Source organism: Lysobacter sp. N42, from assembly GCF_004344885.1.
The window spans coordinates 23,350-45,850 of sequence record NZ_SKFB01000004.1; the positions used below are offsets into that span (position 1 = coordinate 23,350).

General features: G+C 47.3%; 13 protein-coding genes. 6 read left to right on the forward strand and 7 right to left on the reverse strand.

Annotated features, from left to right (window positions below):
- Positions 1-2: 2 nt before the first annotated feature.
- Complete coding sequence (locus EYQ95_RS09500; RefSeq protein WP_111915972.1) at positions 3-461, reverse strand: thioesterase family protein; 459 nt, start codon at positions 459-461, stop codon at positions 3-5.
- A 95-nt stretch (positions 462-556) separates the two neighbouring features.
- Between EYQ95_RS09500 and recQ the strand changes: the two genes are divergently transcribed.
- From recQ to EYQ95_RS09515, 3 genes are all read left to right on the forward strand, one after another.
- A complete protein-coding gene (recQ, locus tag EYQ95_RS09505; RefSeq protein ID WP_111915971.1) occupies positions 557-2,419 on the forward strand; it encodes a DNA helicase RecQ in 1,863 nt (620 codons plus the stop codon).
- 222 nt (positions 2,420-2,641) lie between these two features.
- Complete coding sequence (locus EYQ95_RS09510) at positions 2,642-5,785, forward strand: TonB-dependent receptor (RefSeq protein WP_111915970.1); 3,144 nt, start codon at positions 2,642-2,644, stop codon at positions 5,783-5,785.
- A gap of 265 nt (positions 5,786-6,050) precedes the next feature.
- The gene (locus EYQ95_RS09515; protein ID WP_111915969.1) at positions 6,051-9,284 is read left to right on the forward strand and encodes a TonB-dependent receptor; all 3,234 of its coding nucleotides are present in this window, start codon (positions 6,051-6,053) and stop codon (positions 9,282-9,284) included.
- Positions 9,285-9,388: 104 nt separating this feature from the next.
- Here EYQ95_RS09515 and EYQ95_RS09520 read toward each other — a convergent pair whose 3' ends face one another.
- The 4 genes from EYQ95_RS09520 to EYQ95_RS09535 all read right to left on the reverse strand — a co-directional run bounded on the left by EYQ95_RS09520 (position 9,389) and on the right by EYQ95_RS09535 (position 14,501).
- Complete coding sequence (locus tag EYQ95_RS09520) at positions 9,389-12,679, reverse strand: S41 family peptidase (protein ID WP_111915968.1); 3,291 nt, start codon at positions 12,677-12,679, stop codon at positions 9,389-9,391.
- 22 nt (positions 12,680-12,701) lie between these two features.
- Complete coding sequence (locus tag EYQ95_RS09525) at positions 12,702-13,304, reverse strand: DUF502 domain-containing protein (protein WP_111915967.1); 603 nt, start codon at positions 13,302-13,304, stop codon at positions 12,702-12,704.
- A gap of 22 nt (positions 13,305-13,326) precedes the next feature.
- Positions 13,327-13,752 carry an MAPEG family protein gene (locus EYQ95_RS09530; RefSeq protein ID WP_111915966.1) on the reverse strand — a complete coding sequence of 142 codons (426 nt, stop codon included), beginning with the start codon at positions 13,750-13,752 and terminating at the stop codon, positions 13,327-13,329.
- A 68-nt stretch (positions 13,753-13,820) separates the two neighbouring features.
- Positions 13,821-14,501: a class I SAM-dependent methyltransferase gene (locus tag EYQ95_RS09535; RefSeq protein ID WP_111915965.1), complete on the reverse strand. Its 681-nt coding sequence runs from the start codon at positions 14,499-14,501 to the stop codon at positions 13,821-13,823.
- 60 nt (positions 14,502-14,561) lie between these two features.
- Between EYQ95_RS09535 and EYQ95_RS09540 the strand changes: the two genes are divergently transcribed.
- A complete protein-coding gene (locus tag EYQ95_RS09540; RefSeq protein ID WP_207916320.1) occupies positions 14,562-17,918 on the forward strand; it encodes a PAS domain-containing hybrid sensor histidine kinase/response regulator in 3,357 nt (1,118 codons plus the stop codon).
- On the opposite strand, the gene EYQ95_RS09545 is transcribed toward EYQ95_RS09540, so the two are convergent.
- Together EYQ95_RS09545 and EYQ95_RS26765 are read right to left on the reverse strand one after the other, a co-directional pair.
- The gene (locus tag EYQ95_RS09545) at positions 17,907-18,593 is read right to left on the reverse strand and encodes a response regulator transcription factor (RefSeq protein ID WP_243618966.1); all 687 of its coding nucleotides are present in this window, start codon (positions 18,591-18,593) and stop codon (positions 17,907-17,909) included. The genes EYQ95_RS09540 and EYQ95_RS09545 overlap by 12 nt on opposite strands.
- Positions 18,594-18,713: 120 nt before the next feature.
- Entirely contained in the window at positions 18,714-20,930 is a 2,217-nt protein-coding gene (locus tag EYQ95_RS26765) for a TonB-dependent receptor (protein WP_369333883.1), read from the reverse strand.
- Between EYQ95_RS26765 and EYQ95_RS26770 the strand changes: the two genes are divergently transcribed.
- On the forward strand, positions 20,842-21,024 hold the full coding sequence (locus EYQ95_RS26770) for a hypothetical protein (protein ID WP_243699893.1): 183 nt from the start codon (positions 20,842-20,844) through the stop codon (positions 21,022-21,024). The two genes, EYQ95_RS26765 and EYQ95_RS26770, sit on opposite strands and share 89 nt — an antisense overlap.
- Positions 21,025-21,205: 181 nt before the next feature.
- Entirely contained in the window at positions 21,206-22,492 is a 1,287-nt protein-coding gene (locus EYQ95_RS09555) for a GntP family permease (protein WP_243699899.1), read from the forward strand.
- Positions 22,493-22,501 lie beyond the last annotated feature (9 nt).

Consider the following 22,501-nt stretch of genomic DNA (forward strand, 5'->3'; position numbering starts at 1 on the left):
ATTTACCCAACAATATAAGTGCCGGTACCAAAAGCGATAAGCTCGCCGTTCTCGTTGTGCATTTCCATTCTGGCCACCGCCACCTTGTTACCGGACCTAATAATGGTTGCGGTACAAATGAATTCTTCGCCTCGGCCAGGGCGTAAGTAGTCAACACGCAAATCGATGGTGCCGCATTTACTCATGCGAGCGATAACTTCATCGGTAGGTGTGTTTTCGCCAAGTCTTTCAATTACGCTGGCTAAAACTACTATACCACCGGCGGTGTCGAGAGCCGTAGCGGTTACACCGCCATGTAAAATGCGTTTAGGGGCATTTCCTACAAGTTCGTCTTTCCAGCGGAAGCGCACTTCAGATTGCGTCGCGTCAAAGTTCGTTACTTCAAGTCCCAACATGTGCTGAAATGGAACTTGCGTGTTCATATAGTCTGAAATTTGAGCGATTAATGCTGAATTTGACATGGCTGCATGGTTATTCGTGATCGGGGTGCTTACAATAGTGAGCAACACCGATGAAGTCAATCAACACCCGTGGTGTATTAAAGAGTAATTAAACCATGCAGAATGCGCACAATGAAAAACGTACTGAAGCTTTAACCTTGCCCTCAGATGGCGAGTCTTTAGCGCATGCAAAGTCGGTGTTAGCTCGGGTCTTTGGTTTCGACTCGTTCCGTTTTGGTCAGCAAGAAATTATTACTAGCATTCTTAATGGCCAAGACACGCAGGTACTATTGCCTACCGGTGGCGGAAAGTCACTATGCTATCAGCTTCCAGCGCTTATTCTGGATGGCTTAACGCTGGTTATCTCTCCGCTTGTCTCCCTAATGGACGACCAAGTCTCTGCACTGAATGCTTATGGTATTCCAGCTGCCGCCATACACTCAGGTAAGCAGTCTGTAGATGTGCTGAGCACATTAAAATCCATACAAGACGGGGAAATTAAATTACTTTACCTGGCGCCAGAGCGCGTTTTGCAAAACCATTTCCTTGAAAGGCTACAGGAGCTTCCTGTTTCGCTGATAGCTGTAGACGAGGCGCACTGTATATCACAATGGGGTCATGATTTTCGACCGGAGTACGGGCAGCTTGGGCAGCTTCGCCAGTGGTTGCCTAATGTACCTTGCTTGGCCTTAACCGCCACTGCCGACGAAGTGACCCGAAACGACATCGTACAGCGGCTGCAGATGAATAACCCCTGTGTAGTGCAAGGTTCTTTTGACCGCCCCAATATTCGTTATCTTGTGCAAGAGAAGTTTAAAGCGCAACAGCAGCTAGTAGACTACGTAAGCAACCAAAACGGTGTTTCGGGCATTGTGTATTGTGGTAGCCGCAAGAAAACCGAAGAATTAGCAGAACGACTCATGCGTGCTGGCATAAAGGCAGCACCTTACCACGCGAAACTAGAGCACGAGGTGCGCCAACGCACCCTCACTCAGTTTATGAATGACGACTTAGATGTGGTGGTGGCAACAGTTGCTTTTGGCATGGGTATTAATAAACCCAACGTGCGTTTCGTGGTGCACTTCGACATTCCACGAAGCATTGAAGCCTATTACCAAGAAACCGGACGGGCCGGGCGTGATGGTGCTCCAGCGGAAGCTTTGCTGTTGTACGACCCGAAAGATGCCGCGTGGATTACCAAAATACTGAATGAGAATGACGATTCAGAGCAGTTAACGGTTGAGAAGCAAAAGTTTTTCGCGATGAAACACTTAGCCGAAGCGCAAACCTGCAGACGTTTAGTGTTGTTGAACTACTTTAACGAATACCGCGAAGAAACCTGTGGTAACTGCGACCTTTGCCTTGAACCCCCAAAACAATATGACGGAACAGAAGACGCGCAAAAAGCGTTAAGCTGTGTTTATCGCACCGGACAACATTTTGGTGTGAATTATGTTGTTGAGGTGCTGCGCGGTAACCATACGCAAAAAGTTAAACAGCATGGTCACGACCAAATCAGTACCTTTGCTATTGGCAAAGACAAAAAGCCAGAGCATTGGGTTTCCGTGATACGGCAACTTATTCATCGTGGTTTACTGATTCAAGATATTCGTTTGCAAAGTGCACTGCGATTAACAGAAGCCGCCAGACCTGTTCTCAGAGGCGAGGTTGCGCTTACATTGGCTCAGCCTAGACTCGACGCCATGATTCAGTCTGAGGTTGTTGAAGACCGCGGAAATCACGACAAAGCGCTATACAGAAAATTAAAAGCGCTTCGCAAGTCGATCGCCGATGAAGAAGAATTGAAAGCCTTCCAAGTATTTAGCGACGCATCACTACAGGAAATGGCGACTATTTTGCCAACTTCTGAAGGTGAGTTTTTAAATGTTTCTGGCGTTGGTCAAGTTAAATTAGCTCGCTATGGCGAAGCGTTCATTAGCTTGATTAGTCGGCATTTATCGCTAGATGACCTGATTTAAAAGCCTCCCTGTCATAATGTTGTCATAGTGCAGTTTTAGCCTATTGATCGGAGTTCGATGAACTTCGGACATAGAACGCTGCATGATCATGAAAAAAATGACAGGAAAATGTCAATAAATTGTCATATTATTAAAGCGTTCTATGTTTGAGCAGTTTTTTGTTGTCTGCTCTTCATCGAAATTAGAACAACAAATCACACACAACTTTTGCAGGTAAAAGGCATGAAGAAGACGAAACTGACCCGCATTGCTGCGGCAGTCGCGCTAACCCTGGGTATGTCTGGTGCTGTTATGGCACAGGAAACAACCTCTGCGTTACGTGGCATAGTCTCAATGGAGTCTGGTCAAGCAGTTGAGAATGCAACAATCCAACTGATTGACACTCGCACAGGCTCAATTCGTACATTTACAACAAACGAAAGCGGCGGTTTTAGCGCGCGTGGTTTAGCTGTTGGCGGACCATACACCATCGTGGTTGAAGGGCCAAATGGTGCGCAAGACCTTATCGAGAATGTTTACTTAACACTCGGTGACACGCAAAACATCGTATCGACTTTGCAAGCGCAAACTTACGAAACCATCTCAGTGACTGCGTCTCGCACACCTGACTTGATGGCGGGTCGTAACAGTCCAGCGGCTATCTTCTCTCAGTCTGACTTAGATAATGCCCCTGCAATTAACCGTGACCTTAAAGACGTGATTCGTATTGACCCACGTATCTACATCGACGAAAGCTTCGGCGATGCAGTACAGTGTGGTGGTGCGCACCCACGTTATAACTCGTTAACGGTTGACGGTGTTCGCATGAACGATAACTTCGGTTTGAACTCAAACGGTTATCCGACAGAGCGTATCCCGTTCTCTTATGACGCAATTCAACAGGTTGCTGTAGAGTTTGCTCCTTTCGACACACGCTACGGTAACTTCACTGCATGTAACATCAACGCAGTAACTAAGTCGGGTTCTAACGACTTCTTTGGTTCTGTATTCTTCGACTACACAAGCGACTCGCTAAGTGGCGACTCACTTGAAGGCGATAGCTTCGACAACGGTGATTACACTGAAGAACGCTACGGCTTTAACGTGGGTGGCGCATTGGTTGAAGACAAATTGTTCTTCTTCGCAGCTTACGAGAAGTTTGAAGGCGTAGACAGCTTCAGCCGTGGCCCAGCAGACTCTTCTGCAGGTACTCAGGTTGCGGGTGTTACTCAAGCTCAGCTTGACGAAATCGCTCAAATCGCTCGTGACGTATACGGCTACCAAGTTGGTGACCCAATCTCTACTTCTCCTGTAGAAGACGAGAAAATGTTGCTTAAGTTAGACTGGTATATCAATGATTACCATCGTTTATCAGCAACTTATAACTACAACGACGGTGGTAACCTTCGTCAATCTGACGGCGACAACGACGAGTATGAGTTCAGCGATCACTACTATAATCGCTCAACTGAACTTGAGTCGTATGTATTCCAGTTGTTCTCAGACTGGACACCAAACTTATTCACTGAAGTTCGTGTAGGTAGCTCTTCTGTAGACAACACGCAAGCGAACGCAGGCCCAGGTGGTTTTGGTGAAGTTCAAATCACTACTACCAACACTTTACCGGGTGCAGACGCAGCTTCTCGTGCAACTGTTTACTTAGGTGTAGACGATTCTCGTCAATCAAACGACTTGAGCTACGACTCTAAGTTCATCAACTTGTCTGCAACGTATCAGTGGGAAGACCACTCGTTCAGCGTAGGTTATGAAACTGAAGAACTAGACGTATTCAACATGTTCGTTCAGCACAGTATTGGTGAGTATCGCTTTAACTCTATCGATGACTTCCGCAACGGTACTCCTGCGCGTATTTACTACGGTAACGCGGCTGGTACATTGAACCCACGTGACGCTGCTGCTGAATTCGGCTACAGCATCAACACGTTCTATGTACAGGACGAGTACTATCACTACGATTGGGACGCAACTTTTACTTTCGGTCTTCGTTATGACTGGTATGACAGTAGCGACCTACCTGCTGAGAACCAAAACTTTATCGACCGTTATGGTTACTCAAATGCGCAGAACTTCGATGGCGAGAGCTTGCTTCAACCACGTTTCGGCTTTAACTGGAGAGCAACTGACCAGTTAGAAGTTCGTGGTGGTATCGGCTTGTACTCTGGTGGTAACCCGAACGTATGGGTAGCGAATGGCTATCAAAACGACGGTATTACACTTATCCAATTACAAGACCGCAGCGGCAACAGCTTATTCGACCAGCCAATTAGTGGTGACGGCACGCCAATCGCTAATCCTCCGCAGTCACTTGTTGACCAAATTGCGAACGGCGCGGCGAACAGTGCGGTAAACACACTAGATCCGAACTTCAAAACGCCTAGCGAGTGGAAATTCGCATTAGGTGGTACATACACATTCGACAGTGGTTATGTTGCGAATGCAGACTTCATCTACACCAAGAAGCAAGACTCTGTAATCGTATACAACGCTGCGATGGAAGTTACGGGTACAATGTTTGACGGTCGTCCAGTTTACGAACGTATCGATCCAAACTGGGGTGAAGACTTGATTCTTGGCAACGCGTCTAGCGACGGTATGTCAATGACTCTATCTACATCATTAAGCCGTTCTTATGACTGGGGCTTCGACTGGGCAATCGCTTACGCTTACACTGAAGCGGAAGACGCTAACCCAATGACAAGTTCTGTGGCTTACTCAAACCACACTACGTTTGCGACTTCAGACCCGCATAACCCATCTTTGGCGACTTCTAACTACGAAATCCCGCATCGCTTCACGTTCCGTGCTAGCTATGCAGCGGAGTTCTTCAGTGGTTACGAAACTCGCTTCAGCTTAGTGGGTACGCATAACAAAGGTCGTCCATACAGCTACACGTTCTCTGGTCAAATCTTAGGCGACATCGGTTTCGATCGTCACCTACTATACGTGCCAACAGGTGCTGACGATGCGAACGTTGTATTCGGTCCAGACTTCGACACTGACGCATTCTTCGCGTTCGTGAACAGCTCAGGTCTTGGCAAATATGCTGGTGGAATCGCAGAGCGTAACGCTTATTACAGCGATTGGTGGACTAAGGTTGATCTAAAAATTACACAAGAACTACCGGGCTTAATGGAAGGTCATTCAGCTGAAGCGTTCTTAGTAGTGAACAACCTTACAAACCTTATCAATGATGACTGGGGCGTAATGTATCAAGCAGGTTTCCCACAAATGCAAGACGTGGTAGACGTGGAAGTACTTGATAACAACACGTATCAGTTCAACGAGTTCTTCGCTCCTGGCGGACAACGTCGTGAAACTGGCCCATCACTTTGGGAAATCCGTGTAGGAGTTAAGTACAACTTCTAATACGGAAGTAAGTACATAAAGTAAATATCAAGCGGCTCCTTCGGGAGCCGTTTTTATTTGTCATAAGCCTGTCATATTGATCCGTTAGGGTGGCGCCCGAGTCATAGTTGCTTATGTGCTGTGGCTTTCAGAAAGAAATAAAACGGGCATGAAATTGTACAAATTTTGTAATAAACTATGCCCCCCTGAAAATTTGAGATAGCGAGCGGTCATCTGAAATTTTGGGTTCAAACATAAAACACACACACAAAATCAGGATTTAGGCATGAATAAGACGAAACTGAGCCGTATTGCGGCGGCAGTGGCTCTTACCCTAGGTATTTCTGGCGTAGCAATGGCGCAAACCTCGTCGTCAATGCGTGGTCAGATCGTAGGGCCAGCTGGTCAGGTAGTCGCAGACACCAGAATCGTAATTGAACACGTTCCTTCAGGCACGCGTACCACAGCAACCACAAATGACAGCGGTATCTTCGTTGCATCTGGCTTGCGTGTTGGCGGCCCGTATCGTGTAATGATCGAGTCTGACACTTATGAAGGTCAAACTTTAGAAGATATCTTCTTACAACTTGGCGACGCATATCGTTTAAACGCGCAGTTAGAAAACCGCGAGAACGTAGAGCGTATTCAAGTTACTGGTCAACGCATTAACTTCACTTCTCTTCAAGCAGGCTCTTCGAGCACTTGGGGTGAAGACGATATCCGTCGTTCTCCAGCTTTTGACCGTGATCTTAAAGACATCGTTCGTCAAAACCCATTAGCTACAGATCTTGGTGACGACGCTCGCTCACTTTCTGTTGCAGGTAACAACCCACGCTACAACAGCATTACTGTTGACGGTATAGGTCAGAATGATGACTTCGGTCTGAACTCTTCTGGTTACCCAACAAACCGCTCTCCGATCTCTATCGACGCTATTGAACAGGTTTCTATCAAGTCTGTTCCGTTTAATGCGCGTTATAGTGGATTCACTGGCGCGGTAATTAACGCTGTAACGCGTTCAGGTGAAAACGAATTCTTTGGCTCAGTATTTTATGAATACGCGAGCGACGACTTGGCAGGCGACCCTGATCCAAGCCGCTACGATCCGAATGGATATTCGCCAGAACTTAACTACAAAGAAGAAACACTAGGCTTCAGCGTAGGCGGACCAATCCTTCAAGACCGTTTGTTCTTCTTCGCGAACTATGAAACTTATGAAGAGCCAACGTCTATTGCACAGGGACCAGCAGGTTCTTCAGCAGTAAACCAAAAAGACATTGACCCTTCTGTAATTTCTGAAATTCAGCGAATTGCACAAGATGTTTACGGTGTTGACGCGGGTGACTGGAACGTTCAACCAGACCAAAAAGATGAGAAAATGCTTCTTAAATTGGACTGGAACATTAACGATGACCACCGCGCATCATTTACCTACCAGCGTGCAGAAGACGAAGCTGCAAACAACACAACGACTGGCGGTAATACCAACTTAAACTTGAACTCAACTTGGTATATTCGTAACCAGTTAATGGATAACTATTCATTACAAGTGTATTCAAACTGGACAAATAACTTCAGTACTGAGTTCAAAGCGTCAGTTAAAGACGTAACTACAGGCCAAGACCCAGCATTAGGTCGTAACTTTGGTCAAGTTACTGTGTTCTTTACCGACGACGAAAACGCTGCAGGCGACGCAGGTGAAATCCAGATCGGTCCAGACCGTTCACGCCACGCGAACCGTCTAGAAACAACAACGACTGACTTCCAATTGCACGGTGAGTACTTATTCGACGCTCACAACCTGCAATTCGGTGTTGAAATGCAAGAAATCGACGTATTCAACGTGTTCGTTCAGAACTCTTTGGGTGTGTTCGAGTTTGACAGCATTGCAGACTTCGAAGCTCAAGAAGCAGCAACTATCCAGTACCAGAACGCGTACACAAACAACTCAGACGACGGCGCAGCTGAATTCAGCTACGGCAGCACTGCTTTGTACATCCAAGACTCTTGGGACGTGAACTGGGACCTAACTTTGAACTTTGGTCTTCGCTACGAGCGCTTCAACTCTGATGATCGCCCAGCGTTTAACCAGAACTTCATGGACCGCTACGGCTTCGCGAACACAAACAACATGGACGGGTTAGACCTGTTGCTTCCACGCTTCAGCTTTAACTACACGCTTACTGACCAAATCACTCTTCGTGGTGGTGTAGGTCAATTCGCAGGTGGTCGTCCTAACGTTTGGATTTCAAACGCGTACACTAACGACGGTGTAACCATCGTTGCAGCTGACGATCTTCAAAACGTTTCTGGTGCAGACATCACTGAAGTTCCTCAGTCTATGCAAGACAGCTTGGTGGCAGGCGACGGTAACACTACGCCTATCGATCCAAACTTCGAAATGCCTTACGAAACTCGCTACAGCTTAGCGATTGACTATGATGACCTAGACCTAGGTTACTTAGGTGAAGGCTGGTTCGCAGCAGCAGAATTTATCTATGCTGAGAAAAACCGTGAAGTGGGTTGGGTAAACCTTGCTAAGGTTCCATTGCTTGACGACAATGGCGACCAAGTAACTACTGCTGGCGGTCGTCCGCTATACGTAGGTTGGGATCCACTTGAAGGTCCTCGTCCAGACGAAATCGGTGGCTACAACACAAACCGTTTTGACATCATGCTTACTAACGTAGAAGGCGGCGACAGCTTAATTTCTACATTCACTATTGGTAATGCGTGGGACAACGGCTTAAGCTTCCGCTTCAGCTATACGAACCAAGACGTTGAAGACATCACTTCAGGTGGTTCTTCTACAGCTCACTCAAACTACAACTATCAGACAGCTGTCGACAAGCAGAACCCTTCTGTAGGTCGCGCGTCTTATGAGATTGAGCATCGTTTCCTAGCAACGTTGAACTATACTACTGAGTTCTTCTCAGGCTATGAATCGAAAGTGAGCGTATTCTGGGATCGTAGTTCTGGTCGTCCATACAGCTACGCGTTGGATACATTCCGTTTCCGTGGCTTCGGTGACCCGTCTTCGAACAACCTTTACTCTTCTACCAACTACCTACCGTACATCCCTACGGGTGCGGACGATCCAAACGTTCGTTACAGCGGTGGCTTAACGTATGAAGAGTTCGCAACCTTCCTTGAAGCTGCAAACTTAACTCAATTCGCGGGCGGTTATGCAGTGCGTAACGAAGGTAACCGTGGTCCTTGGAATACCAACCTAGACGTTCGCTTTGAACAAGAAGTTCCAGGTTTATTCAACGACCATAAAGGTTCTATCTACGTAGACATTCGTAACGTTCTAGCAATGCTTGGTGACAACCAACGTCACACTGTTAGCTATGCTGACACAGGTGTTCGTATCGCTTCTGTAGACATTGACCCAGTAACTGGTCAATACATCTACGGCTCGCCGTACGGTGGCTTCGACGCTACTCCTGAATCAGCGACATTCTACAGTGCTCGTGGTTCTACTTGGACTGCGAAGATTGGTGTTCGCTACCGCTTCTAATCCTTGTTGAAAGGATAAAGATTCGGAAATAAAAACGGCTCCTTTGCGGAGCCGTTTTTTTATGCCTAAAGCTTATGTTTGAAACTTATGTTCGAAACTTAAAGTTAAGGTCGATTGACCGGGTCTGCGCCGTAAGGTGCGCTAAAGTCCCCTGGGTTCAACTCTGGATAAGGCATTGCTTCTAATCGCGTTTCAAGCTCTTCAATTGCACGTTGTAATTGAGCATCTTCGCCGTTAAACGTTGCATGAGGGAGGTTGTCGATTTCGATGTCAGGTTCAACACCGTAACCTTCAACAACCCAAGTACCGTCCATCGCAAATTGAGCGCTTTCTGCAACGCGCGCCATGCCTCGGTCTGCCAAAGAGTTCCTACCCGTCAACCAAACCCCTGCACCCGTTGTGCGCTCTCCAATTAAAGGGCCTAATCCTAAGGTTTTAATACCCGCTGAAAACGTTTCACCATCTGAGTACGTCAATTGGTCTGTAAGCACAACAAGTTGACCACGGAAGGTTTGTTGCATATTCACAAAAGGACTACCACTTGCTGCACGCCAGAACATCCAAACGCGACGCATCAGTTTTTCGATAATCCAACTGTCGATATTACCCCCACGGTTTCTACGCACATCAATAATCAAACCTTTCTTATCGATGTTGGTGTAGAAGTCGCGTGCGAAGCTTTCAATATCACTAGATGTCATTGAATACAGGTGAATATAGCCAAACTCGTTGTCGCTAGCTTTATCGACGCGTTCACGGTTACGTAGAACCCAGTCTTGATAGCGTAAACGGTGGTCTTGCCAAAGCGAGGTTGGGGTAACTACGGTTGCCCAGCTTTCACGCCCTTGTGCGAGGTCGAGTCGAACTTGGCGACCTGTTTGCCCCCGCAGTGCACGTGTTACGTCGGCTACAGTGCTCACCTCAGTGCCATTTACACGAACGATTTGGTTACCTGTGGCCGCACGCACGCCTGGAGTTGCAAGAGGGCTTGCTGTTTCAGGTAATTCTGGGTCAGTTCTGTAAATATGTTCAATGAATACGCCATTTTCGCGTGTGGTAATTGCGGCGCCTAAGCTTGCGGCTGAAGGCACATTGTCACGAGATGCGTAGTCGCCACCCCGAACTTGGCTGTGCAATACGCTCAGTTCACTAAGTAGCTGTGCGAATACATCATCTAGTTCGTGGCGATCAGTTATACGTTCCACCATAGGGCGATACTTGTCATACATCGCGTCCCAGTCTACGCCTCGCATGTTTGCGTCAAACAAGAAGTCGCGGTGCATTATCCATGCGTCGTGGAACATTTGGCGCCATTCTTCACGCGGAGAAAACGCAAATTGCCACTGTGCAGTGTTTAGGCGTGCTGAGCTTGTGTCACCGGGTGCACTGGCTCCTGCCGCTACCACGAAATTGTTGTGATCGCCTGGCTGACTGTAGAAGAGACGCTCGCGATTTAGTGACAATTCATACATATTCACTCCGCTAGCAAACGTTTCGCGCTTTATATCAGTGTTGCTAAACGGAATTTGGTATAAGGAACTTTGTCTTGTGCCAATAGGGCTAGCCATCACATATAAACGGCTATCACTTGCAGACAAATCGAAGTAGTTGTCAGGCTCAACCGGTACGTGCCAGAGGCGTTCCGTTAGCCCCTCCCAGTCTACGGTTTTGGCATTGAACATACGCTCTTTTTCGTCATTCGCTTCCTCGTCATTACATAACGTAACTTCGGTAGGCTCTGCAAACGGAAAACATGCTTGGCGCTTCAGTGCTAAACCGTAAATTTGAGTACGCTGGTCGAACACCGGCCCCATATTCCTGTCACCCCAAGGGCTTCCTGGTGTTGCGTTAAAGTGGCGGTCAGACAAGAAATAAAGCCAGTTGCCGTCGGAACTGAACGTTGGAGAATATGACTCGTAACGGTCGGAAGTCAGTACTTCGCTGCGCTCATCGTCAAACGAATATAGAACAATTTGAGTGCGTTCGGACTCTTGGTGGTTACGGGCAAACGCGACTAAGTTGCTTCCGGTAGACCAAGATACACTGGCAACATTCCAATGGCCGGCTAGCCCTTCGTCAATGATTTGCGACTCGCCTTCTTCGATATCGAGCACATATAAATTACCGTGCTTATCGTCGTGAGCTAGGTAGCGTCCGTCTGGAGAAATAAACAATCCCCAGCGGAATGTATCTCCGTTTGTGGTGAGTTGTTCACGACGCTCGGTACCGTCTGCCGCGAAACGCCAAATTTCGTTCTCACCTGAGGCGTCGTTGATAGCATAAACCCATTGGCCGTCGGGGCTTAGAATCGCTTCTCTAGAGCGACTACCCTCTGGAGTATTGATATGAATTAGGCGCTGTCCGTTGCTAGAGGCCAAAGCAATTTGGCTCCGAGCGGTAATAACCACACGCTCTTTGTTTGTGTCTTCGTGGCCCGTGAAGCTAGCATGCTGCGCGTAGTCCATCGGGTTTTCTAACCAACGCTCTTGGCGTTGGCGGTAGTCGCTTGTGGTTTCTAATGCTAGAACTTCCCGCGTGTTATTTCTTAAATTCAGACGAACTAAGTCTGCGCCTTGTTGCATAACCGCGTACTGACCAGACGTCGAGACATCCCATATTTGCCAGTCGTCGTATTCGGTGTGTTGGCGGATGTCCTCGCCCTGCGGGTTTACTGACCAAAGGTTTCTTGTGCCACTTGCGTCAGATGTGAAATATACACGCCCATTGGCAAACATCGGGTCTTCAATTGAACCTTCATGGTCGGGAATAAGTTGTACCGCTTCTTCTTCCTGCCCTGTTTTAAAGCTCCATAGTTCGCCCATAGCGCCACCACGATAAACTCTGGCGTTGTCGCCGGTGGCTTGCAGGCCAAAACGAACAAAATACAGTGTGTCTTCGCGCTGATTCAAAGTACCTTGAATAGCGTCAACAACAGGGTAGGTGTGGGTGACTAGCGTTTCAGGATCAACCGACTTCAGTACCCACTGGTTTGAAGGGCCAATAACGCTGTCGGTAGAAAGCAATACTTTCCCGCTTGGTGTCCACCCTTGCAAACGAATACGTCCTTGTTCATAGCTTACGCGCTTCGGAGTTCCACCACTTTTGGGCATTACGTAAACCTCGGAAACGCCTTCGTAATTCGCAACGAACGCTACCATGGTTCCGTCTGGGCTCACTTGACCTTCTGTTTCTTCCGCATCAGATGTGGTTAAACGAATAGGTGAGCTATTGTTCGCTAGATTTTTTAACCAAAGGTCACCTTCAGCGGTGTATATGAGGTCTGACTGTTGTAAGCCGGGGTGTCGGTAATAGTTTTCAGCAAACGCTGGCATTGAGAGTAGAGTAAGGGCAAGAGAGCTTACGGTAAGCAAACTTGCCAGAGGGGTCTTATTCATTATGTTGCCCTTTCATTTTGGATTAATCTTTTGCTCCAGCTCCCTTCCCTAAACCACCGGTTAAAACAAGCTGTAGCGCTTCAGCAGGCTTCATGTCGACATTTGTAGTACAGCTTTTCGGCACAATAACGGTGTAGCCACCCACGTTGTAAGCCATGGGTAAAAACACCGCGATATGCTCTTCAGACATTAGCGAGCTCATGCGGTCATTCTTTATACCGCCTTTTTTAGTAACTATGCCAATCAGTTCAACTTCACTTTGTGGGAGTTTAACGAGAACCACAGACTCGTCGGCGAAGTTTTTGCCCGACATAACCTCGAACACTTCTTGGATCATGCCGTAAATTTGGCTTGCACCCGGAATCTTCAACAACAGTTTTCCAGGTAACTGCCAAAACCAGCCTATGCCTTTGTATTCAGCGCTTAGCCCTACAACAAAGCAAATGAGCACAAAGCTGACGATGCCTAGGCCGGGTACATACCATTTTTCGCCAAGTATCGGTTTGAGAAAGCTTGAAATCCACGACTCCAAGCTGGTTAAGAACCAAACTACAACAACCAGCGTGAGAATGGCGGGTAGCACAATAGCTAACCCGCGCAAAATATGACTTACAAAAGATTTCAAAGCTTAACTCCGTAACGTTGTGTTACTTAATCACTGCCACTATGCCCAGAATGATCAGCGCCAAGTTAGCTAACCATGCAAGAATGAAAAACCAACTTCTCGGACTTGGGTTCTTCTCTGTAGCAATTGAGTAGTAAAGAATCATGTGAAGCAAACGCCCAAGCACAATAATAGTAAGCAGCACGTTTACCCAAACTGGGCTAGCTCCGGCCAAGATAGCTAACACTGCACCACCTAAAATTGTGCCTAAGTTTTCAACTGTATTTTGGTGCGTGCGCCATGCCCGAAATACAAAGTCACCATGCCCAAGCTCAGCAGGAATAACTCCGGGTATGGCACCTGGGCGTTTAGCTTTCGCGCCGCTTGCAATAACCCACTGCACCATCACCATAAGCAGAAGAATGCCTAACCACAGCAGGCTACCAGTGTATGCGCTTAAATCGACCATGTGTTTGTCCTTTTGAAGTTATTGTTATTTGTCTGATGCACAGCGTAGCGTACTTTAGTCTGTTTTGACTAGCTTGGCGCTCGTTTGCGCATTACGGCTAAGTTGTGCGTGGTTTGTACGAGCTCGTAACCCCAGTGGTTCACAATCCAGTGAAACGTTTTAGGTGTATAAAAGCAGATATGTGTTGGGTCGTTCTTATACGACCATTGCATAAACTCTTTCTGTTGTTGCCAAAACATAGTCATCACAACAAGCACGCCGTTAGGCTTTAAGTGAGAGTGTAATTGCTGTATTACGTCATGGGGTTGGCTAAGGTGTTCGAACACTTCGGTACAGGTGATGAAGTCGTAGGTGTGCTGCCAAACGTCATTGTTACGATGGTAATAAGCGTCGTAAAGCGACGTTTTGTAGCTCGCAGCCGTGAGCATGGTGGCAAGCGCGGGACCAGGCCCTGCCCCAAAGTCTAACCCTATACTTTGCTGTGGCAATGAAGACGTCACAGCATTAAATGCAGGTTGCAAATAACGTTGGTAACCAGGGTCGTCTATGTGGTTCTCATGTAAATCATAAATGGCTTTTTCATCATCGTGAGATAGATGAAATTGTGGGGGCACAAAAACCAACTCGCAGTTTTGGCACTGCCAGTATTCTCTGTGGTTGAGTCGCGCCTGTGAGTCGGTACACCACAAACTCGTGCTGAAACTCTTACAAAGTGGACAAATTTCTGTCGATTCAGCGTGTTGAGTCATTGCTGTTTACTCGTTTCCATGCTTAACATAAGCCCTATGTTACCCGTATCTCTCGTTATAGTGACAGCACTTGCATACTTGTTGGTGCTTTTTTTAATTGCATCTCGTGGCGAACGTTCGCGCCAAGAGGGAGCAAGGCCGTGGCGCTATACCTTAGCTTTAGGTGTACATTGCACCACGTGGGCCTTTTACGGCACGGTTACGCAGTCTGCACACTACGGCTGGGCGTTCGCACCTACTTACATTGGTGCCATTGTTATTTTCCTATTTGCCCATGGGTTATTAATGCGCACATTGCATATTGTGCGCGAACATAACCTGACTTCTATTGCCGACTTAATGGGGGCTCGGTACGCACGTTCTCATGGTATTAGTGCGTTTGTGGCTATTATTTCGTTGGTTGCGCTTGTGCCTTATATCGCACTGCAGTTGCGAGCCGTTACGTCTAGTTTTTCCGCAGTTACGGGTTTAGACGCAACCCGTATTCCTTGGTTTAATGACCTTTCTGCAGGCGTCGCAATAGCCATGATTGGCTTCTCTATTCTCTTTGGCGCAAGGCGTTTAACGTTAGCAGAGAAACACTCAGGGTTAATGGATGTAGTTGCATTCGAGTCCATCGTAAAACTATTGGCTTTCGCCATTGTGGGTATATTTTGTAGCTACGTATTGTTTGAAGATATTGGCGATTTAGTCGTTCAAGCAGCGCAGAATCCTTTGGCGCAAGAAGTACTTACGGGTAAGCCGAATGGAGGCTACGTATTTGTGGTGCACATGGTCTTAGGTGCTGTATCCATGTTCGTACTGCCTCGACAATTTCATGTCAATTTCGTCGAAAATATTCACCCGAAAGAATTGAAAACCGCGCGTTGGGGTTTTCCACTTTATTTGTTCGCAATCAACTTCTTCATATTACCTATTGCGTTGGCTGGCTTACTTCTCGTGCCGGATTTACGCACTCAAGACACCTTTATGCTGGCACTACCCGTTCTTGCAGAGAGACCAGATATAAGCCTTATCGCGTTTATCGGTGGCCTTTCGGCTGCTGTAAGTATGGTAATCATGGCCACGTTGTCGTTGAGTATTATGATTTCTAACGACGTGATTACCCCGCTATTTTTAAAGTCGCGTGCACATAAAGATGCTGCACTTGCGCTTACTCCTCATAGAGTTTTAACCATACGTAGGTTAACCATGGTGCTTATTATTGCACTGGCCTACTTCTATCATTTGGCTACACAGTCTGGGGTTCCGCTAGTGAGTAATGGCTTGATTGCCATGGCGTTGCTGGCGCAACTTGCTCCAGGTCTTATTGGTGGTGTGATTTGGTCAAAAGGGCATCGTTGGGGTGTGGTGAGTGGCTTAACTGCGGGTACATGTATTTGGGTGTATGGCTTATTGTTACCCTCGTTTAGAGCGGTAAACAATGATCAATACCTACTGACCGACGTTCAAATGAGTCATTGGATTGTACTCGCCCTAGGTTTGAACGTTCTGCTTTATATGGTGGTTTCCATCGTACTTCGTTCAAGCTCGGCAGAACGAGAATCCGCAGAACAGTTTATCCACGCCGATACCTACCATAGCGCTATCGAGCGCGACGAAGTGACCTGGGGGCGATTGCGCTCTGTTCTCGCGAGATTTATTGATCAAAGTGATGCAAGTCGCCTCGATCAAAGGTTAGGTATTGCCGTAGGTGCAGCTCCCGGTGATGGTGTGGTTCCACATTCGGTACTAACACGTATAGAGCGTGAAATGGCGGGGGCTATCGGTAGTGCTGCCAGCCGCTTGGTCATCGACGCACTAGCTCGCCAGTCGCAAGTGTCGGTAGACGAAGTTGTGAACTGGGCGTCGGAAGCTTCAGAGCTTTATCGCTTTAATCGTGAGTTGTTGCAGGCGTCGGTAGAGAATATTCCACAGGGTATTAGCGTTATCGACAATGAACTTCGCTTAGTGGCTTGGAACCGACGCTATATTGAAATCTTTGACTACCCCGAGGGCTTTATTCAGGCCGGGATGCCGGTGCTCGACATACTGAAATACAATGCCGACCGAGGCATGTTTGGACAGCCTTCGGACAACATTGAGACGGAAGTTGAAAAACGTCTTAATTATTTACGTTCAGGGAGCAGTTATCGATATCAACGAGCGCAGTCGGATGGCCGAGTGATCGAGTTACAAGGCAGCCCTATGCCCGACGGTGGGTTTGTAACCACTTACACCGACGTGTCCAACCTGGTTCGCGCTCAGGAAGAATTACGTCACATTAATGCCGAGCTAGAGGCTCGAGTTGCGGAACGGACGCAGCAGTTATTAGAAGCAAAGCAAGCGGCAGAACAAGCTCATTCGAGTAAGTCGAGGTTCTTTGCTGCAGCGAGCCATGACCTTATGCAGCCTTTCAACGCCGCTACGTTGTTCTGCGAAATGCTAGAGAAGAGAAGTGCAGGAGAGTCGCTGCAGTTAGCGCGACAAATACAGCGGTCGTTGGAAAACGCAGAAGAGTTACTCACGATGCTGCTAGAAATGACCAAACTAGACTCGGGAACCTTAAAGCCAGATATTCAAGAAGTGCCGCTTATCGATATTTTCCAACCGTTAGTAGACAGCTTCAGAGTGTTGGCGGAAGAAAAAGGGTTGGATTTAAATGTACACGGCACTTCCGCAATTGTTCGAACTGACCGAAAGTTACTGCGAAGGGTATTACAGAATCTATTATCGAATGCGATTCGCTATACCGAAAAAGGACGGGTTGTATTAGGCGTCAGACGCCGGCACGACGGTTTAGACCTCATGGTATGTGACTCTGGCAGAGGCATTCCAGAGGAACAACAAACGGCTATATTCGACGAGTTTCATCAACTTGACCAACAAGAGCAAAACCCTGGCCTCGGTTTAGGGTTGGCTATTGTGGAAAGAATGTGCCGACTATTAGAAGTGCCTTTGCACTTACGGTCAGAGGTAGGGCGCGGGACGTGTTTCTCGGTTCGCATTCCCGTTGTACGGTGGGAAAAGCACGGAGCCAATATCGCCGAACCCAAAGCGATTGAGCCAGCGTTATTACTTACCGGTAAAAAAGTACTTGTGGTCGATAACGACCAGGCTGTGCGTACTGCACTGTCGTCATTACTTGAAGATTGGGGTGCAGTTGTTACTTCTTGCCATAGTCCTGAGGAAGCCGATCGCCTTGAACAAGCTCCAGAGTTAATGCTCATTGACTATCACTTAGACGATGGCCGTGTTGGTGTAGAGGTTATTGAAGCGGTGCGTAGGCGGTTTAACAAAGACATTCCAGCTATTGTGAATACCGCAGATCCTAATGAAGGCGTTCGCGAGGAAGTCGTTCGTGCAAAAGCGCAGTTTTTACCGAAACCGGTAAAACAAGCTGCATTGAAACGGTTAATTAAACGATTAGGAATCTAGTTGCTCAGTTCCCTCAGGGTCTTCTGCTCGCAACATCTCTCTGAATATCACGCCTGCTTGCGTACGATTAATCACACCTAACTTTCTCAAAATGGCAGAAACGTGTTGTTTAATAGTGGTTTCTTGAACATTTAATTCCCAAGCAATTTGTTTATTTAACAAACCGTCAGCAATGCAAGTGAGTACCTTGAACTGTTGTGGTGTGAGTTGTTCCAGTTTGTGGGCAAAGTCTTCACTGGCATCGTCCGGTTGTTCGTCTGCTATTTCTTGCAAGTGAGGGGGTAGCCAATTGTCACCGCTCAGCACTGTTTCTACCGCTTCTTTAATAAGAGGGAGTGGCGCAGACTTTGGAACATAAGCGCTGGCGCCAAACGCCATGGCTTTACGAATCACATCCGGATTTTCGTTGGCAGAAACAATGAGTACCAAAATGTCTGGATAAGCATTACGCACAGTGGTTAACCCGGTTAAACCCTGATTACCCGGCATATTTAAGTCGAGCAGTAATAACTCAACTTGTCGTTCTTGTTGCAAAACATTTTGCAACGTGTCGAAGCTTTCTGCTTCTAAAACGTCACTACCAAGCGTTTCCGACAATGCTTGTTTTAATGCAGCACGAAACAGTGGGTGGTCGTCTGCAATAATGGCTCTGGCCATAAGCTCGCTATTCGACATTAAAGTGGTGTCCGTGTTTTAACCGAAGCTGCCACAAAGGGCAAGCTACAAGAAGAAAAAAGCCACCGGCCGAGAAGGCACGGTGGCAATTAGTTCACCAGAGAACGGCCTTTCTACTTCTTAGAAACGATAGCCAACTGTCAAAGATACAGTGCGAGGTTCGCCATAGTATCCGATCAAGGTAGTATCGCCACCTAACCCAGGAAGATACTCTCCAGGGTTAGCTGGGTCTGGGGATAAGAACGCGTAGTTACCTACGAGGAACTCCTCGTCTGTAAGGTTCTTACCATGCACGCCCACACTCCATTTGCCGTCTGCGCTGTACCAATTCACACCAAGGTTAACCAAACCGTAAGCGTCTTGGGTTAACACGTTACCAAGCTCGGTTAAGCCATAGTCGCTGCGGTAGCTGTAGTTACCGTTGAAGACTAAGTCACCACCGAACGCACGCATGTCGTAGCTGAAGCCAACGTTTGCTGTGGTTTCAGGGGTATTGGTAATCACGAACTGATCGGTAATGTCGATTTGATTACCTTGCGCGTCGTAGCTAATAACATTGCTGAAGCTTGTGTCTATAAGACCTAGGTTACCGAAGATAGTTAGGTTATTTGTAGCTAACCAAGTCATCTCGACTTCTAAACCAGTCGCTTCTGACTCACCCACGTTACCTAAACGTTGGTTCAATACAGAGGCATCAGCTGGGTCAGGCAACACAGTTACGTATTGACGATCTTTATGGTCAAGCATAAATGCAGTTGCGTTTATACGCAGGCTGTTGGTTACGTCGCTCTTCACACCAATTTCGTATGAATAAACGTCTTCTGGGTCAGCCGCTGGCTCTGCAGTTGCTGCACGCGGGTTAAATGTTCCCGACTTAAAGCCTTGGCCGAAGCTTGCGTAGAACATGGTGTCATTACTATGACGATATTCAACACCTAAACGAGGCGTGATTTTGTTCCATGTTTCGCTGTCATCAAGCACAACCGGCGTACCTGTTGCAGGGTCACGAACATAACCTGGAACCCAACCAGACTCAGGATAAACCGTGTCGAAGATTAGTCCGTTACGAACCAATGCGTCTTTTTCGTCCTGGGTGTATCGCAAACCAGCTGTAAATGACCACTGGTCGCTCAAGTAGTATGTACCTTGCGTGTATAACGCTGTACTTGTGCTGTTTGAGCAGCCTGACACTTCACGGGTAAGACCTGGAGTACCAAAAGCAGTTTGTCCTAGAATTTCTAAGATTGCGTCGAATGTACCGCAAGACTCAGAGTCATAGTAGTACAAGCCAGACACCAAGCTTAGGTTGTCGGTTCTGTAGTTTAACTGGAACTCTTGGGTAAACCATTCGTCATCGTATATAGCGGGAACATCAAAAATACGCAACGACGTGTTGTCGAAGTCGATATTTACTGGCGAGTAGTTTTCACGCTGAGACGTAATTGAACGAAGCGTAGTTGTAGGGCTTACTTCCCACTCGACGGTTAAACTCATACCCTCAGTTTCAACTTCAGTAGTTGTTGGCAAACTGGTATACGAGTCGTAAATGCTGTCCGGTACTGGCGCGTTAGTCAGCAAGCTCGGTAGCAAGCGATAACCACCTTTTGAGTTTGACTGGTCGTCAGTATGGTCGTATTGGAAACGTACAAAAACGTCATTGGCTGGATACCACTCTAAAGTGGCACGCATAGCCTGCAAGTCCTTGTTGTAGTTTTCCAAGTCTTGGTTTGGAAGGTCACTGGTTAAGAACTCACCATAACCGTCACGCGTTAAGTTTGCGTAACCAAAACCAAAGTAAAGCGTGTTTTCAATCAGTGGAAGCTCACCTGTGAATAGCAAGTCTTGTTGGTTGTAGCTTCCCACTGTTCCGCGAATAGAGAATTGCGGCTCGCCAGTCATACGCTTCGTTACATACTTCACAGCACCACCGATGGTGTTTTTGCCATAAAGCGTGCCTTGCGGACCACGAAGAACCTCTACGCGCTCAACGTTCAAAATATCAAGCACTGCACCTTGAGGGCGAGCTAGATAAACGTCGTCAATGTAAATACCTACACCTGGTTCATAACCCCAAAGTGGATCTTCTTGACCTACGCCACGAATAAAAGCTGTAACCGTAGAGTTAGTACCACGGCTTTGCTGCAACGTAGTGTTTGGTGAGAACTGCGCCACTTCAAGAATAGTGCTTACGCCACGCTCGAGTAAGTCTGCTTCGCTTACCGATGTTACCGCAACAGGAACTTCTTGAATGCTTTCTACGGTACGGCGTGCCGTAACCTCAATGCGTTCTAAGCGTCGTTCTTCTTGCGCTTCTTCTGTTTCACTTTCTTGTGCAATTGCGGTTGAAGCCATGCCTGTCATAGCTGCAGTAACTGCAATAGCACAAAGTGAACGTTTAAATGCTGTTGTTTTCATTGGAGAGTTCCCCTGATTTTTTTATTGTGCGGAGAAACCTTAGCCGAATTCGAATAATTTGTGACCTGTACCATAGTACTATGGGTATGTTATTCAACCTGAATCAGAATACTGACCACAGCACAGTACAAAAAATAGGGCGCAATGTAATTCAATTTCGCGCCACAAAATAAAAAAGAGAGGTTTTCATGTTAAGTATGTTTGGTTTAGTAGGTGGGCTAGTCCTCCTTATCATACTGACACTTCGCGGTTGGAACTTATTTATTAGTGCGCCTATTTGCGCGCTATTTGTTGCGATAACTGCTCAGCTGCCTATTTTCGTAGGCGACATGAACTTTGTAGAAAGCTACATGACCGGCTTTTCCGGGTTTGTTGCGTCTTGGTTCTTTATGTTCTTGCTTGGCTCTATCTTCGGTAAATTTATGGAAGACACCGGAGCGGCAGACAGCGTAGCTGAGTGGATTATTACCCGTCTGGGTAAGAAACAAGCGGTGTTAGCCGTTGTTCTTGCATGTGCAATTCTTACTTACGGCGGCGTGAGTGTTTTCGTGGTGGCGTTCTCGGTGTACCCAATGGCACTGAGTTTGTTTAAAGACGCTAATTTACCACGACGCTTTATTCCTGCCGCACTAGCCTTCGGCTCGGTAACCTTTACCATGACCTCTGCAGGCTCACCAGAAATTCAAAATTGGATTCCAATTGAATACCTGGGCACTTCGCCTTATGCCGCTTGGGAAGTTTCTTTGGTGGTAGCCGTGATCATGTTTGTATTGGGCTATTGGTGGCTTACGAAAATGATTAGCCATGCCGTGAACAAAGGCGAGTCTTTCGAGTCACGCGTGGGCGACCCTACACTAGACGAAAGATCTTTACCTCATCCAATAACCGGTTTCCTGCCCTTAGTTGTGGTACTGGCGCTGTCATTCTTCTACCACGATAGCTTAGGGAAAATGGCGCTTATCGTTGCTCTTTCTGGTGGTGTGCTGGCGCTCATGGCTATCAATTGGAAATTCTTTAAAGACATGCAAGAGGCACTAGGTCAAGCGACCACAGGAGCCTTAATTGCAATCGGTAATACAGCCGCTGTGGTGGGCTTTGGTAGTGTTGCTCGGGTAACTCCGGCGTTCGAAACTGCAGTAGCGGCAATGACGTCTATTCCTGGAAATGAATTAGTAGGTGCGGCAATTGCGGTAAGCGTTATTGCTGGTTTAACCGGGTCAGCCTCGGGTGGTCAAGCTATTGCGTTGCCGGAAGTTGGACCGCACTACCTTGATCAAGGTGTAAGCCCTGAGCAACTTCACCGTGTCGTTTCAATATCTTCAGGTGCTTTAGATTCGCTCCCGCATAACGGATATGTAGTGACCACGATTCGCGCTATCTGTAACGAGAAACACAGTGACGCTTATTGGGCTGTAGGTGCAGTAACGGTTGTTGTGCCGGTGATTGGTTTAGCGATAGCTATCGCATTGTTTAACTTTTTCTAAGACAGGAAT